The sequence below is a fragment of the Gimesia aquarii genome (genome assembly GCF_007748175.1).
Lineage (GTDB): Bacteria > Planctomycetota > Planctomycetia > Planctomycetales > Planctomycetaceae > Gimesia > Gimesia aquarii_A.
Genome location: NZ_CP037422.1, coordinates 3,704,853 through 3,720,233, shown reverse-complemented (window position 1 = coordinate 3,720,233; position 15,381 = coordinate 3,704,853). Strand labels below are relative to the sequence as shown.

At 47.0% G+C, this 15,381-nt stretch carries 12 protein-coding genes; 8 read left to right on the top strand and 4 right to left on the bottom strand.

The window, feature by feature from the left end; all coding sequences use genetic code 11:
* Positions 1 to 132: 132 nt before the first annotated feature.
* Complete coding sequence (locus tag V202x_RS14300; protein WP_145176047.1) at positions 133 to 1,695, top strand: GAF domain-containing SpoIIE family protein phosphatase; 1,563 nt, start codon at positions 133 to 135, stop codon at positions 1,693 to 1,695.
* A 29-nt stretch (positions 1,696 to 1,724) separates the two neighbouring features.
* Here the strand turns inward: V202x_RS14300 and V202x_RS14295 are convergent, their stop codons facing one another.
* Both V202x_RS14295 and V202x_RS14290 read right to left on the bottom strand, forming a co-directional pair.
* Positions 1,725 to 2,993: a GNAT family N-acetyltransferase gene (locus V202x_RS14295; RefSeq protein WP_145176044.1), complete on the bottom strand. Its 1,269-nt coding sequence runs from the start codon at positions 2,991 to 2,993 to the stop codon at positions 1,725 to 1,727.
* 333 nt (positions 2,994 to 3,326) lie between these two features.
* The gene (locus tag V202x_RS14290; protein WP_145176041.1) at positions 3,327 to 5,405 is read right to left on the bottom strand and encodes a HEAT repeat domain-containing protein; all 2,079 of its coding nucleotides are present in this window, start codon (positions 5,403 to 5,405) and stop codon (positions 3,327 to 3,329) included.
* Between the two features lie 256 nt (positions 5,406 to 5,661).
* Between V202x_RS14290 and V202x_RS27480 the strand changes: the two genes are divergently transcribed.
* The 5 genes from V202x_RS27480 to pckA all read left to right on the top strand — a co-directional run bounded on the left by V202x_RS27480 (position 5,662) and on the right by pckA (position 11,782).
* Positions 5,662 to 6,462, top strand: coding sequence for a hypothetical protein (locus V202x_RS27480; RefSeq protein WP_197992871.1), 801 nt, complete (start codon positions 5,662 to 5,664; stop codon positions 6,460 to 6,462).
* 21 nt (positions 6,463 to 6,483) lie between these two features.
* Positions 6,484 to 7,308, top strand: a complete 825-nt coding sequence (locus V202x_RS14280; RefSeq protein ID WP_145176038.1) for a formylmethanofuran dehydrogenase subunit C — start codon at positions 6,484 to 6,486, stop codon at positions 7,306 to 7,308.
* A gap of 37 nt (positions 7,309 to 7,345) precedes the next feature.
* Entirely contained in the window at positions 7,346 to 9,007 is a 1,662-nt protein-coding gene (locus V202x_RS14275) for a fatty acid CoA ligase family protein (RefSeq protein WP_145176035.1), read from the top strand.
* Entirely contained in the window at positions 9,004 to 10,005 is a 1,002-nt protein-coding gene (locus V202x_RS14270; protein ID WP_145176032.1) for an NAD-dependent epimerase/dehydratase family protein, read from the top strand. Before V202x_RS14275 ends, V202x_RS14270 begins: the two co-directional genes overlap by 4 nt.
* 190 nt (positions 10,006 to 10,195) lie before the next feature.
* Positions 10,196 to 11,782, top strand: coding sequence for a phosphoenolpyruvate carboxykinase (ATP) (gene pckA, locus V202x_RS14265; protein WP_197992870.1), 1,587 nt, complete (start codon positions 10,196 to 10,198; stop codon positions 11,780 to 11,782).
* Between the two features lie 37 nt (positions 11,783 to 11,819).
* On the opposite strand, the gene V202x_RS14260 is transcribed toward pckA, so the two are convergent.
* Both V202x_RS14260 and V202x_RS14255 read right to left on the bottom strand, forming a co-directional pair.
* Positions 11,820 to 12,776: a hypothetical protein gene (locus tag V202x_RS14260; RefSeq protein WP_232098515.1), complete on the bottom strand. Its 957-nt coding sequence runs from the start codon at positions 12,774 to 12,776 to the stop codon at positions 11,820 to 11,822.
* A gap of 54 nt (positions 12,777 to 12,830) precedes the next feature.
* Positions 12,831 to 13,340: a hypothetical protein gene (locus V202x_RS14255; protein ID WP_145176026.1), complete on the bottom strand. Its 510-nt coding sequence runs from the start codon at positions 13,338 to 13,340 to the stop codon at positions 12,831 to 12,833.
* Positions 13,341 to 13,838: 498 nt separating this feature from the next.
* On the opposite strand from V202x_RS14255, the gene V202x_RS14250 reads away from it, so the two are divergent.
* A complete protein-coding gene (locus V202x_RS14250) occupies positions 13,839 to 14,816 on the top strand; it encodes a DUF1559 domain-containing protein (RefSeq protein ID WP_197992868.1) in 978 nt (325 codons plus the stop codon).
* Between the two features lie 89 nt (positions 14,817 to 14,905).
* A complete protein-coding gene (locus V202x_RS14245) occupies positions 14,906 to 15,340 on the top strand; it encodes a hypothetical protein (protein WP_145176020.1) in 435 nt (144 codons plus the stop codon).
* Positions 15,341 to 15,381 lie beyond the last annotated feature (41 nt).

Sequence of the window (15,381 nt, the reverse complement as noted above, 5' to 3'; positions counted from 1 at the left end):
GCACAACTGTTTCAACCCTCATAACCAGACCTCTGAGTATTTTGCCTGCCCTTGCCTGTCGATAGAAGAAAAGGGAGATTTGCGCTCCCGGATATTGAATTTTCTTCCTTGTCATCTCCTGGATCAGGTGAAATGGAACAGACAATCACCCCACCTCTGGAATGGATTCACACGATCTGTGATCAATTTACAGAAATCACTGGTTGGACGTTACGATTTATGTCTGCCAAACCAGGAGAACAAAAATCACAGGAGGCCGAACTCTCAGAGGTTGAGAAATACTGTTGGTATGAGTCGATAGAAGACGGTAATCGTTGTTTAGGCTATCTTTACCTGACACTACCGGAAGAGGCAGACCAAGATCGTCTGTTTGTAACAACCACCAAATTTGCAGAGCTGATCGCGGGATTAATATCAAAGATTGAAACCTTGAATACGTCTTTGGAGTTGAAGAACAAAGAAGTCTCTACGCTCATGGATGTGGGGCTTTCTTCAAGTAAACAAAGCGGCTTACAGGATGCTCTGCAAAAGTTGTTGGAAGCGGCTTTACAACTGACGGGACTGCGTTCGGCTGGCTTTTTTTTGTTGAACTCTGAATCGAACCAGCTATCACTGCGAGTCCAGTACAATCTGACTCCTTTTGAAATTCCTTTTCATCAAAGAATCCTGTCCGAGTCACCCCCTGATCTGGAAGCGTTCTCGAAAGAAGGGATTGTTATCAGCAGTCAGGAAACCCCACAATTGACTCACTGGTTACCAGAGGGGTGCCTGACCGGGGTTTGTGTTTCGGTTCAGTCAGATTCCGGTCCATTTGGGACACTGTGGGCCTTTGATCGTCGATCACGTCGATTGAATGACCGCGATATTCACGTGTTAAAATCGATTGGTGCGCAGGTGGGGACCATTCTTGAGAGAGCAGTCTTGATCAAAGAAAGCCAGAATCAACTGCGTTTGAAAAAAGAGCTGAAGGTGATCTCGGAATCATTTCCGGCTGAGCTGGTTCGAGATCCTTCACAAAATCGTGAGTTCCAAGCGGCGGTCCACACAATCAGCCACCATGAGGTGGGGGGGGATTTATGCGAATTTATCACACTGTCTCCTCATGTGACCTGTTTTGCTCTTGGTGATGCCTCGGGTGACAGTATACCGGCTGCAGTTGTCATGGCCTCTGTCAGAGGGGCCTTACGAACGTTGACAGAAGGTCCACTTGAAGAGGCAAAAGATACCAGGTTTGTGATTAGCCGCATTAATAATGCTTTGTACCATACATCATTGCCGCATCAGTTTATGAGTATGCTTTACGGTGTGATTGATACGCAAAATCGCACATTTACCTACACCAATGCAGGTCATCCCGCACCGTTCTGGGCACATAAAGGAAAGATTACCAGTCTGACATCACATGGAATGTTATTAGGTGTGACAGACACGAATGATTATGATTATTCCGTTATTCCCATTTGCACGAATGACATCATTGTTGGCTTCAGTGATGGAATCAGCGAAGCGATGAGTAGCGAACGAAAAATGTTTCGCTCAGATGGAATCATGAAAGTCCTGGAAAATCATACCGCAGATACGGCTGAAGAAGTGATGCAGGGGATCTGGTCCAAATTACAGAAACACCTGGAAGGCGGAAATGATGGAGATGACCGCACTTTAATGGTCATTAAATTCGCACGCGATCTGGAATGATTCCGATTCGCATCGCTCATGGAGACATTTTAACCTACAATTCGAAAACCGGGGCGATCTCCTTTGGGGCGTGGATTGTTCTCTGATGACCAGTCTTGCGGTGCATCGCTGGTAATCTCAATTGTGGCATCCTGAGCTGTTTCGTTTTTCACATTCAATGCCGGTTTCCTGGTGGTAGTAGCTTGAGATGACTTTTGTTTTTGCGTCGGTTGAGAGATCCAACGGTTGATACGAAACAATTGCGAACGGGGGACCATGATGGGGAAGTGGGAACAGCGATAACTTTTCCTATCCTCATTTTTCCATATTCCCGCCAGTTCAGTACCAAGTAACGCCAGATTCAGCGAAGGTTCTTGCTCATGTATCGATTCTTGAATCATGCGAGCTATTAAATACGTCACAGACTCGCTGGGAGCATCTTCCTGCCGACCGAGCGCCAAATAGTCTGTTCCTGCTGCATGTTGTAGTCCATAGGCGCAAGCAACCAGAGAGTTTTTAAGAAACAATGCATCAATTCGCGCTCTTCCTGCTCGAACTGCAGGTCCGTGAATCTCTCGTAGGAAAGCCAGTTTTCTTTGATTGGAAAAATGACCACCGGCGATTGTTGTCTGGTTTCCAAAGCGGAAATCCATTTGTTCAAATTCCGCCCAGAGATCCCAGCGTGGATTCCAGCCGGGAGCTGTCGGGTCTTCCATTTGTGAACGGTAGAAGGCAACATGTCCTATTGCAGAAATGGATTGTTCCGCTGATTTAATGCTGTGCTGGGTTTCTGATGATCGACTGGCGAGATAAGAAGTCCAGTTTGTCTCTTGTGTGTTTACTAGTGGAAGCTGTTTCCAGATGGCTTCACTTCCCTGAAATCCAACAGATCTTAAAGCATTGGCAGTACGTTTGTGATCATGGCCATCCTGGTCGATATAGCGCAAGTCGATGAGATCCCAGTCCCGCTTGGAGCCGTGAATATGTCGCATCGCAGTGACCATAGTAGCAGCGGGATTGGAACCAATCTGTCCATAGAATGACCCCCAACCATCCAGCGGATAAGTCAGCACACGCATGGTGCCTAATTTGGTTGTGACTGGTTTTACAACCAGAGGTACAATGCCGATGACCTTGTTGCCTAATGTGATTAGCAATACCCGTAGCTTGAGTCCTTGTCCGAAGTGTTCCCAGTAATGCTCCAGCCATTCCGGCGAATGTGCAAACGTCGCACCTTTTGTCTTTCCCAGCAGGGAGTGCCATGCCAGCCGAAAATTATCTAGCTGATCGATGTCGTTGAGTTCAGCAACTGTGATCATAGAACCTCCGGTTATGACTAAAATGGGAAGAGAATTAAATCAGTAAAACGATTGCCTTAGTAAAAAGAGCCGCAAGAAACATACCACTTCACAGCTAAAGTAAACGAACAGTCTACATTTCTGACTGGAACAGAGCACTTTAGATCAGAACAACGGGATTGTAAGGATATCAGTTCAGAATTCGAGGAAGAAAAACAGAACTCGATTGAATGCAACAATTCTATTTCGGATAACTCTTCCAACCAGGCGCCTGCATTACGTTGCTTTGTTGTTTTTCTGCAACATAAACTGACTGTGGTTGAATAAAATCAACATGGTTCTGCCGGAAAAAAACTAACTACTCAGTTTTTTGAGTGCAGCTTCAGCCGCTTGTTTCACTTGAGGATCCTGATCTTTGCTTGCGGTTTCCAGAGCCGCTTTGATTTTGGGGGTATTGATTCCAAATTCTCCCAGACTGATTGCCGCTTCCAGGCGCGCGTTGGGATCAGGGTGTTCCGTGACGAGTTTTGTCAGAATCGGGGCGGCAGCTTTGGCCCTGGCGGGGCTGGGATCAATTTTTGTTAACGCCCAGAGTGTGACGGCGTTTTCCTCTTCGTCATGCTTTGCGAGTTCTTTTTCCATAATAGGGACTACTGATTTCGCCAATTTACCAAACCGAGCCATCGCATAAGTAGCAACGACTCGTAAAATCGGATCACGAGAGTCAAGGTAAGGAGTGATCAAGGGAATGGCGGAAGCGGCTGGTGGACCAATTTCTGCTAAAGCGGTAATCAATTCAGCGACGACTCGCTGGTCCTGTTCTTTCTTAAGTGCCTGACTCAGACTCGGTGTGGCGGACTCTGCGAGAGGACCACTCAGCGAGATTGCATTGGCTGCTTCTCTACGCACGACAGGGTTCTCATCGGCGAGAACTTTCATCAATCCTGGTAATGCCGCTTTCACTGTTTCAGGATCAGTTGGATTGGCTCTAACCAGTGCCCATGAGCAAACGAGCCGAAATCTTTCATCTTCATCTGAAGCGGCAGCATATTTCTTGAAAAGTGGTAATGCTTTTTTACTTCCAATTTTTGAGAGTGCATAAACGGCCGTGTTTCTGGTTTTGCCAGTTCCAGTTTCCATAATTTTTAGAAGCTGTGGTTCTGCTTTGATCGCAGCCGGACCAATATCTCCGAGACTGATAATCGCTGTTTCACGAAGATTCGCATCTGGTGAGTCAATCAGTTTGAGCAGTGCCGGAATGGCTGATTCGGAGGAGCCTCCAATTTCGCCCAGAACATGAGCGGCCAGAAGTTTCAAAGGAGAATTATCGTCAAGTAGTTTCTTTAAGGTTGGTACAGAGGCTTCACCGATGGCCGCCAATGCAGAGGCACTATTTAGTGTCAGAGCTGTCGGTCCTGTCTGCATCGCTTTGGAAAGTTCTGGGACGGCCGCAGAAGCATCTGGACCGATTTCTCCCAATGCCGCAGCCGCATCAAGTTTGACATTCAGATCAGAGTCGGAAAGCAGTTTGATTAATTCTGGAACAGCCGCTTTCGCTTTTGCTCCAAAATCTCCCAGTGCAAGTGCAGCATGAGCGCGTATCTCTGGTGACGTGTTATTTAACAAAGTGATTAAAGCAGGTACGACTTTTTTGGGTTTCGCATTGATGGCACCTAACGCGTGGGCTGAACGCCAGACGAGATCAGTGTTTTCTGACTTCAAGGCCTTAAGAAGAGTGGGAATCGCTGCTTCACCTTGTACACCCATCTGAGCAATCACATCGCAGATTTGCTCGCACTGATCTGTATGATTGGCTTTGTATTCTGATTTCAATTTATTCAGCAACGGTTTTACAGCGGGGGCACCAATTTCTGACAGAGCTACAGCAGCGTCTGATCGAACTTCGTTAATGGGGATATCCAGACTACTCAAGAGCACTTTGATAACTTGATCCAAATTTGATTTATTATCTGGGTCGATGGACCAAAGTGCCCAGGCAGCGGCGACTTTGATGTAAGAGTTGTTGCTTTCCAGGAGAGTGGCAATTTGTTTCGCTGCAGGTTTTGAAGCGGGACCGATGAGCCTTAAGGCTTGCAATGTATTAAATTTCAGAATAACGGAATGGCCACGTAGGATTTTTGTCAGTTCAGGGACCGCAGCGGCGGCACCAGGACCAATTTTTCCCAATGCGATGATGGCTTCGCTACGAGAAGCCACTGAGCCTCCTTTAACTACACGAATTAAGGCCGGAACTGCTGGTTCGGAAATAGCACCCAGTTCGCCTAACGTATGAGCGGCTAACGCTTGCTTTTCTTCATTCTCGCTATTTAAGTCAGTAATCAGCAATTTGATATCAGGAGTTTGCGCCATAGCAAAGTCAGAAGCGAGCAAACAAATTCCGAAAAGAAGTCCTGCGGTTAGTAACTGACGCATGAGTATCGTTCCTGCTAATCATCGTTGCAAAAGCCAGATTTTCCAAAAGGTGAAGAATTCACATTACCTTCTCAAGAAAGACTGGCGAAATAGAAATGAGAACATTAAACTATAATATAATAGATATCATGATCTGAGTTCAAAAATCAAGTAATTCTGCTCAGTTTCATCAGGAAATCATATAAGCCTGCTCGCTGGGGTTGAAAAATTCCTGGGGGATGAGGTTTTGTTATCAATTTGTGCTTTGAGGTGAGAGATGAGAACAGTGACACGCAAAATGGCCCTCTCCGGATTATGTTTAATAATCCTGTTGTCTTCTGCAGGGCACTCAATGCTACAGGCTGCTGGTCCCTTCTTCCCGCGAAGAACGATTTACAATTATGGGGGATACTACAGCCCTTCCGTGTTTTACGGTAATCGTTGGTATGGTGGCGGCTACTATGGTGGTTACTATGGTCGCGGATATTACGGTGGTTGGAATGATGGGTCTTCTTTGGTTCGCGCGCAAGGACAGGCACTCGTTGATCGATCCAAGGCCATGGTCAATTATGAAGATGCACGTAGTAAATATATCGACAACCAGAAGAAAGTAGCAGAGACTTACGTTGCCCGACAAAAAGCGCAGCGAGAAGCCATTCAGTTGCAATCACAGATCAATGAAGAACGAGCCAAACAACGCCAGGCAGCTTTAGATCGACAGGCTGAGAAAAATCGCAAAATGCGTGAGTCAGGGCTAAGTCCTTATCTGAATGCGAGTGCTTCCCAGGACAAAGCAACTTTGACCGCGAGTCAATTCAATCCTGCGACAGGCAAGATTAACTGGCCTGAATCATTGATGGGTGAGGAATACAAGGCATCTCGTGAAAAAATTCAGGAATTGTTTTCCTTAAGAAACTCAACAGGTGTGACTTCGACCCTGTCTCAGCAAATTAGCGATGAAGCGCAAGTCATGAAGAATATTCTTCGCGGTCAGATTAGGAACATGCTTCCCAATGATTATCTGTCTGCACGAGGTTTCATCGAAGGGTTGGCCAATATGGGAAAAACTACCGCATAGTTGATAAAGAATGTCTCCCGAATGGCTCTTACGCTGACTCTCAAGCAAACACTCGAGGTTCCTCTTGAAGTGAATTCCGTCAATCATGAATCGGTGAGTCAGCAACCGATTGATAAAATACGCACCTTACCCGTGTTACATGGTAATCGAAAACTATCAGTTGACGACTTTTTCGACGTACAACAATCTTCTACGGAAGAAGACCTCATCGTCTGGTCGGGTGATTGTTCTCGAGTAAAGCACATTGGTGCCGGTTTGGCTGCAGGACGAATTCGCGTTGAAGGCAATGCCGGGATGCATCTGGGAGCTGAAATGTCCGGTGGCGAGATCCTGGTGGAAGGCAATGTCTCAGATTGGATCGCAACAGAGATGAAAGGCGGGACGCTGTGCATCAAAGGCAACGCCGGTGATCTGGTAGGGGCTGCTTATCCTGGTAGTAAACGGGGAATGAATGGCGGTAAGATATTGATTCATGGTAACGTGGGGCATGAAGCAGGCCACCGTATGCGCAGAGGGACAATCGTCATTGGTGGTACCTCGGGCGATGCGATTGGTTTCGATATGATTGCCGGCTCTATTTTTTCATTCGGTCAAATAGGCAAACGCATGGGAGCCGGTATGCGTCGAGGTACGATTGCATTATTCGGTGAGTCGAATGAACCGGAATTCTTACCGACCTTTAAATACTCATGTGTGTATCACCCAACCTGGCTCTTCTTTTTCTTACGACAATTGAGATCCTCCGGTTTTCCCGTTCCCGAAGATTGTTTTGATCGTGAATATCGACGATACTGTGGGGATTTTCTCGCACTTGGCAAGGGCGAAATTCTAGTCCGCCAGTGGTAAATGCTACCTCTTTTGACTTTCGGCTTTACTTCGATTCATGTCTGAACAACGCAATATTGCTGAGCGGCTTCATCAGTCAGCTCAAGTTTATCCCTATCAGAAAGCGGTTGTCTTTCCTGCAGGAAAGGATCACCAGGGGCGCTATATCTACAGTAGTTTGACATTTCAACAACTTGATCAGGAGAGTGATCGCCTGGCACGAGGTCTGATTCAACTGGGGGTGAAACCCGGAACTCGAATGGCATTGATGGTACGTCCCAGCCTGGAATTCATCGCGCTGACGTTTGCCTTGTTTAAAGCGGGAGCCGTGATCATTCTCATCGATCCAGGCATGGGGGGAAAAAATATGATTCGTTGTTTGTCGGAAGTAGAACCGGAAGGCTTTGTTGCAATCCCACTGGCCCAAATGATTCGCAAATTCAAAAAACGATCTTTCCCGAAAGCACACTTGAATGTGACTGTGGGAAAACCGGTGTTGACGTCAGGCATTGACTACCGCTGGTTACTCGGTGGTGACTGGAAGCCGTTACCCATGGTTCAGCGAACAATGACTGATCCTGCAGCGATTATTTTTACGAGTGGCAGCACAGGTCCGCCCAAAGGAGTGGCATACGAACACGGTATGTTCTGGTCACAGGTTGATTTGTTACGGGATTATTATCAGATTCAACCTGGTGAGGTCGATTTACCCGGCTTTCCTTTATTTGCACTCTTTAATTCGGCAATGGGAGTGACAACGGTAATTCCCGATATGAATCCAACCAAGCCGGCACTTGTGGATCCGGTCAAGATCATTGCACAAATCAAGGATCAAGGGGTGACACAGGCCTTTGGTTCTCCCGCGATGTGGAATCGGATTGGCCGGTATTGCGAGCAGCATCAAGTGAAACTACCTTCACTCAAACGAATCTTGTCAGCGGGAGCTCCAGTCCCGGTGCATGTCATTGAACGCATGCGGCAGACCTTTTCTCATTCGGAAACTGATATCAATACTCCGTATGGTGCAACCGAATCATTGCCGGTAGCTTCAATTTCTGGACGGGAAGTGATTGAAAAAACCTCAGAGCAGACCCGGTCAGGGGCGGGGACCTGTGTGGGCGCTCCGTTTCCTGGCGTCCAGGTAAAGATTATTGAGATTCACAATGAGCCCATTGAATCCATCGAGCAGGCAACAGAGCTTCCTACAGGTGAAATCGGGGAAATCATTGTGCAAGGTCCGATGGCAACGCGAGAATACTTTCTGCGACCAGAGGCTACACGGCTTGCAAAAATTCCAGATGGAGAACAGTTCTGGCATCGCATGGGTGATGTTGGTTATCGTGATGAAGCAGGAAAACTCTGGTTCTGTGGTCGGAAAGCTCATATCGTTGAAACCACACAAGGAGCCATGTTTACCATTCGTTGTGAAGCAATCTTTAATGAACACCCACGGATTTATCGTAGTGCATTGGTCGGAGTCGGCGCGAAGCCAAATCAGAAACCGGTGATGATTGTTGAGCCAGAGCAGGGAGAATTTCCTGAGAGCCAGCCAGACCGTGAACAACTCACTCAGGAGTTGCTGGCATTGGGGCAGGTTAATTCGTTGACCCAGTCGATTGAAACGGTTTTGTTTCATCGCTCTCTGCCTGTTGATATTCGGCATAACGTAAAAATCTTTCGTGAAAAACTAGTACCCTGGGCAGAGAAACAAATCGGATGAATATACTCGTTACCGGGGGAGGCGGCTTCCTTGGTCTCTACATCGTCGAACAGTTAGTAGAAGCGGGGGAAACAGTCCGCGTGCTTTGTCGCGGAGAGTATACACGTCTTAAAGAATTGAATGTGGAAACGGTGCAGGGAGACATTCGAGATACCGCGACTGTGAAGCAGGCCTGTGAAGGAATCGATTCCGTTTTTCATACGGCAGCCGTTTCCGGTATCTGGGGGCCTTGGGATCATTTTCATAGTATCAACACTCAGGGAACACTAAACATTCTGGATGCTTGCAAAACAGAAGGCGTGACCAGATTAATTTACACCAGTTCGCCCAGTGTAGTTTATGATGGTGTTGCTCATGAGAACGCGAATGAATATCTGCCCTACAGTGATGAGTACCTCTGTCATTATCCGCATACCAAAATGCTGGCTGAAAAAGCAGTGCTGGCTGCGAATGGGGAAAACGGATTGGCGACAGTCGCGTTAAGACCGCACCTAATCTGGGGGCCTCGTGACAATCACTTGATTCCACGATTGATCAAACGAGCGAAATCGGGTCGCTTGCGACAGGTGGGCCAGGGGATGAATCTGATTTCGATGAGCTATGTGGAAAATGCCGCTGCCGCTCATCTGCAGGCCGCGGCGCGATTGTTTCATGATTCACCTGTCGGGGGGCAGGCTTATTTTATTAATGAACCGGAACCTGTTTTATTATGGGAATGGATCAATCAATTATTGCAGGCCGCCGATTTACCGCCGGTTCAAAAACATATTTCCGTCAAAGCCGCCAAACGGATTGGGGGCGTATTGGAGTTTTTGTTTCGGGTGTTACATTTACCAGGTGAACCTCCGATGACCCGGTTTCTGGCTTCCCAATTGAGTAGTTCCCATTATTACGATATCAGCCGTGCCCGCCATGACTTTGGATACCATCCGATCGTAAACTTCGAAGAAGCGATGCGACGCATGGAGCCGGAACTAAAACGGTTGGCGGCACAGTAGTGATATTTTGGTGATTACTATCTGTTGATGCTTTCAGGAAATCGGACTTAAAGGTGTGAATCGCTCTTGGGAAAAAAGCGGAGAGAGATTACACTTGCCGGGATTAGCTTTAATCAGAGGTGTTCCCAAACTCTGATTTATCAAGAATGCTTAAGCGATCAGAAATTAAATAAACTAAATGGAGTGTAGCATGTCGTCGTTTGATCTATCCGAGCATGGAATTAACGTGGAATGGGTCATGCGGAACCCTGATCCCTCGATGTTATATGAAGAAGCCATTCGCTATGAGCCGGGAGCTTCGATTTCGGATACCGGAGCACTGATTGCCTACTCTGGCGATAAAACAGGTCGGTCTCCCAAAGATAAACGGGTCGTTAAGCATAAAAAATCGGAAGCGGATATCTGGTGGGGAGATGTCAATTATCCACTCGATCAGCATGCCTTTTTCTGCAACCGCGAACGGGCAACCGACTATCTGAATATCTGCCCCCATTTATATGTGATTGATGCCTTTGCCGGTTGGGATCCAGAGTATCAAATTAAAGTTCGTGTGATCTGCTCGCGTCCTTATCATGCCCTTTTTATGCATAACATGTTGATTCGACCCACCGACGAACAACTGGAAAACTTCGGCAAGCCTGATTATGTAATCTACAATGCTGGAACGTTTCCCGCGAATCGATTCACAACGGGTATGACTTCTAAGACAAGCGTGGATCTGAGTGTTGAGGATGGCGAGATTGTGATTCTGGGCACAGAATACGCGGGTGAAATGAAGAAGGGGATCTTCACCGTCATGAACTATCTGATGCCCAAGCGCGGAATCTTGTCGATGCATTGTTCGGCAACCGCGGATCGCGAGTCGGGGCGGTCGTCAGTACTGTTTGGTCTTTCTGGAACCGGAAAGACCACGCTTTCAGCCGACCCCAAGCGATATTTGATTGGCGATGATGAGCACTGCTGGACCGATAATGGGATCTTCAATATCGAAGGTGGCTGCTACGCGAAAGCGATCTATCTTTCACGTGAAAATGAACCAGAAATTTTTCAGGCATTGCGTTATGGCGCGGTACTGGAAAACGTGGTGTATGACGAAGCCGATCATCATGTGGACTTTGATGATACGAGCTTCACACAAAATACACGTGGTGCTTACCCGATAGAATACATGCCCAGTGCAAAAATCCCGTGTGTTGCCGATCATCCTAATGATGTCATTTTCCTCACCTGCGATGCATTCGGTGTGCTACCACCTGTCAGCAAATTGACTCCTGAGCAGGCCATGTACCACTTCATCAGCGGCTATACTGCAAAGGTTGCTGGCACTGAAATGGGAGTCACTGAACCTGAGGCGACTTTTTCTCCCTGTTTTGGCGGACCGTTCCTGGTCTGGCACCCCGGAAAATATGCGGATCTGCTGGCGGAGAAGATCAAGAAGTACAATGCGAACGTCTGGTTGGTCAACACCGGTTGGAATGGGGGCGCGTATGGTGTGGGCGAACGCATCAGCCTGAAAGCCACACGGGCGATCATTGATGCCATCCATTCAGGGGTTCTCAATCATGCACCCACAGAGATCGATCCTATTTTTGGAATGGCTACGATTACGCAGTGCCCGGGTGTAGATGACAAGCTTCTGGTGCCTCATAATTCGTGGGTCGATCAAAGTGCTTACAAGGAGACCGCAGTCAAACTGGCAACCGCCTTCAATAATAACTTCATGAAATACGCTTCAGGAGTCTCCGAAGAAGTCATCGCGGCTGCACCTCGGGTGTAAATTGTTCCGAAATGGGTTGATTAGATCTTAAGTTGATTCACTTCTTCGGAAACTCTTTAGTGAGTGACACAAGTGATTGTCTGACGTCCTCCAGAGTACCGACAGCCACAAACATGCTGAAGGAATATTCCCCTGGTTTAATTCCCTGTTGGTCGCGTACTCGGAAGGCACAGTTCCATTTGACGACTTTGGCAGCCTTGAAGCGAAAACGGCCATATCCCGCATGTCTGTAACCCTTTGAGGGTTGATCGGGAGAAAAGATGCCCATCGCGTACTTGCCGTCTTTGGTGCTCATGACGACGGGTAGTTTCTGTTCGCCAGGACCATCGCTGAGTGGTTCCAGTTTGCCCGTTGCAGGTTGAAAGGTCCAGAACTTCTCAAACTCGGCGGGCATGTAGCCGGTGAGTGCTTCGAATTGAGCGTAAGTGTGCTGCTCACCCTTGGGAACCGTGAAAGTCGTCTGATATTCGATCACCTGATCATGATCTTTGTAGCCGATGCGGACGCGCTTGGATACGAGATGATTTGAAAGAATTTTTTGGTTGAGCGCTAGCCGACCAGATGACTTCTGACCGGGCGCCAGCCAATACGCCATGCGTGTCGTGGTTTCCAATTCGTTTCCTGTGGCCCGGAGTGAGAGGAGCTTGCTGGACGAACTCTTTCCCGTCCCGTCGGAACGAGAGCCGGCTTCTGTGGGGTTATAACGTTCTGCCCAGAATGGGTCCGTCGATTGGAGGTCGAAGCTGGCTGCGGATTGTAGTTGTCGGCCATGATCGAAACTGTCAATGAATTCTTTTCCGTTCCAGGTGAGTGAGTCAATCGCGCCGGCTAAACGATTGGTTGTTGTGATCACAATTTCAGAGGGGCCCGCCTTTTGTCGAATGGTTGCATTGCCACTCACGGGAGTATCACCGAATGTGGGATTCGTTATCGAAAGAATCAAGAGGCTGTAAAAGGTTATGTACAGTGAAAAATTACTGAGGCGATAAGACATAGGGCATCATTGGTTTCTAATAAAGTGGTTGAACTTATTTAGTCTATGTTGATATCAATCAACAGGATTTTGGTTTTCCCGTTCTATACCATAGTGTTGGCCTGGACCAGCATACAATGTTTTTTGTGGTATCGAAAGGATCCAGTTATCTTGGCAGCTGGGATTGCCGGGTACATGATCGCAAAATACTTTTAGTGAGTCATTACCGGTCAATTTGAGAAGCAAGCCCCAGGCTGGAGTCTGAATATCCAAGTCGATTACTCTTTTGCCGGTCAAATGTGATAGTCCTTCCAAGACCGTTTCGGTTTCGTCGTCCCAGCTTGTGACGGTCTTCATGCCTCGATCAAGCCTCCAGGCACACCAGACCAGCAGATTGGCGCTCCCTTCATACTCTCGAAATACTTGAGGGTGACTTAAATTCAACAACGGTTGACTTCGTAAGATTTTCTCGCCCAATGCTAATTCAAAAGTGGTTCCTACTGCGCCGCAGCTCACATACCAACATTTTTGATTTAAGAGGCTGTCTCTCACTAATGAAGCAAACTTTGGTTTAGTGCATTTCATTATGAATATTCATTCAAAGCTTTAAACGAGTGCGAGTCAATTCGATGTGTGTGAGAAAAAATTAGACCAAAATTCTGTGGGATACACTGAAAAGTCGCTTTCAGCTCGAAACGGGTTCGCACAAATTATGATACTTAAAACAAAGTCAGGAAACTGTCTGGCATCAGGTTTGTTTTCAATGGCCGACGAGATGAAATCTGTTTGCTTCGTCCTAAGAGTAGAGATAGGTGTTTATTTTATAAACGAAACTAAAGATCAGATTCGAATGTAATCATTAGTGAAAAAATCATTTTGAACCAAACACTTGTAGATTAATTATTAATCATGTGTATATTAATAAACTGATGTATTAATTAAAGGAGTATTTTGTTCCTAATGTAATTTTAGAAACAGTCAAGAATCTGAACAGAGCATCTCTAAGAAATTTTCTTATTAGCCTCTCCTTCATTTCTAAAGAGGCAACAAATTTTGACTCTATTTTAAAAGGAGTACTTTGTGGTGAAGCATTCAGTAAAAGACAGAAAATTCGGATTTACGTTAATCGAATTACTTGTCGTCATTGCCATTATTGCGATTTTAATTGCACTTTTATTACCAGCCGTTCAACAGGCTCGAGAAGCAGCCCGACGATCTACCTGCAAGAATAATTTGAAGCAGTTTGGAGTGGCATTTCACAACTACCACGATGTTCACAAAGTGTTTCCTCCTGGTGTCATTAATCGTCCCGGTGGTGCAGGTTGGTCGACTCGGTGTGTGACGATGTCAAATGGAGCCACTTTTACTGATAACAGTTACCGTGCGTGGGGCTGGGGAACGTTCATACTACCCTACATGGATCAGGCTCCCTTGTATAATTTATTAAACCCGGATGGCTGCCGAATGCCCAATGAAGGTGCCAATTTTGGTGGGACAAGACCTCTAAGAACTCCCTTACCCGCATTCAGGTGTCCGTCGGATACTGGAAGAGATAGAAACCAGATGCACCAGAACTATGCCACATCAAACTATGTTGTGAGTGATCGCATCGGGAGCGGCAATACCAAGATACGTATCCGCGACATCACGGATGGAACCAGTAATACGCTCTTAATGGCGGAACGTCGCTTTAAACGCAATCCAGCAGGAAAACGCTATGGAGGTGCGATTGTCTGGGGACGCAGTGGTGTTACAGACGCTGGCAACAAGTTCCGTGTCAACTGGCCCATCAACACTCCGACCGCAACGACTTCATCTACTAACGCAGCATCAGGCGATGCTGGTTGTACTCGGCATGGAATGAGCAGTAATCATGAAGGGGGAGCCCAATTTTTGATGGCAGATGGCGCTGTGCGTTTCATTAGTGAAAACATCAGTCACAATCCTGCAGCTGGATCGACTACCACGTGTTTGGGGATGAATGTCAACATGGCTGGTCCGGGATTTGTAATCCAGAATTTGTTCTTTATCGATGACGATGAGGTTGTCGGAGAGTTCTAAATTGGACTTTGAAACTTCTTTCAATTCAACCAGCTCAGTCGAGCTGGTTGATATTTTTTTATTCTCAATTTTTAACAGGGCACTTACGGATGAATCAAATGGGCGTGGTTGTTCGAGCATTACTGGTTGTCTTGATTGCAGGTTGTTTGGGATGTGGAAGTCAGTCTGACTATACTGGCGAGAAACGATTTCCAGTCTCGGGAACGGTGACCTTTGGAGGCGAACCAATCCCAAACGGGATGATCTCCCTGATACCCGAAGATGGAAAGTCCAACCCTGCTGGTGGGCCTATTGAAAGCGGAGCGTTTAAAATCCCTGCTGAGAAGGGGCCCAACAAGGCGTCCTACCGTGTTGCCGTTTATTGGCACAAACCAACAGGCAAGAAAAAGATCGACCCTGATACCGATGAACAAATCGAGGAAGTTGAGCAGGTGATCCCTGCAAAGTATAACGACGCGACAGAGCTTTCCGTTGTTGTGACCGGTGATCCCGAATCGGACGTCATGGAATTCAATCTCGATTAGTAATTCTGAACTGCCTCTGTCTCAGCCAGTGTGGCATTGGC

Bases quoted from the DNA above. Each gene is read 5' to 3' on its own strand.
- V202x_RS14270 (WP_145176032.1), top strand. From the start codon at position 9,004: ATGAATATACTCGTTACCGGGGGAGGCGGCTTCCTTGGTCTCTACATC.
- V202x_RS14300 (WP_145176047.1), top strand. From the start codon at position 133: ATGGAACAGACAATCACCCCACCTCTGGAATGGATTCACACGATCTGT.
- V202x_RS27480 (WP_197992871.1), top strand. From the start codon at position 5,662: ATGAGAACAGTGACACGCAAAATGGCCCTCTCCGGATTATGTTTAATA.
- V202x_RS14245 (WP_145176020.1), top strand. From the start codon at position 14,906: ATGAATCAAATGGGCGTGGTTGTTCGAGCATTACTGGTTGTCTTGATT.
- V202x_RS14260 (WP_232098515.1), bottom strand. From the start codon at position 12,776: ATGTCTTATCGCCTCAGTAATTTTTCACTGTACATAACCTTTTACAGC.
- V202x_RS14275 (WP_145176035.1), top strand. From the start codon at position 7,346: ATGTCTGAACAACGCAATATTGCTGAGCGGCTTCATCAGTCAGCTCAA.
- V202x_RS14280 (WP_145176038.1), top strand. From the start codon at position 6,484: ATGGCTCTTACGCTGACTCTCAAGCAAACACTCGAGGTTCCTCTTGAA.
- V202x_RS14295 (WP_145176044.1), bottom strand. From the start codon at position 2,993: ATGATCACAGTTGCTGAACTCAACGACATCGATCAGCTAGATAATTTT.
- V202x_RS14255 (WP_145176026.1), bottom strand. From the start codon at position 13,340: ATGAAATGCACTAAACCAAAGTTTGCTTCATTAGTGAGAGACAGCCTC.
- V202x_RS14290 (WP_145176041.1), bottom strand. From the start codon at position 5,405: ATGCGTCAGTTACTAACCGCAGGACTTCTTTTCGGAATTTGTTTGCTC.
- pckA (WP_197992870.1), top strand. From the start codon at position 10,196: ATGTCGTCGTTTGATCTATCCGAGCATGGAATTAACGTGGAATGGGTC.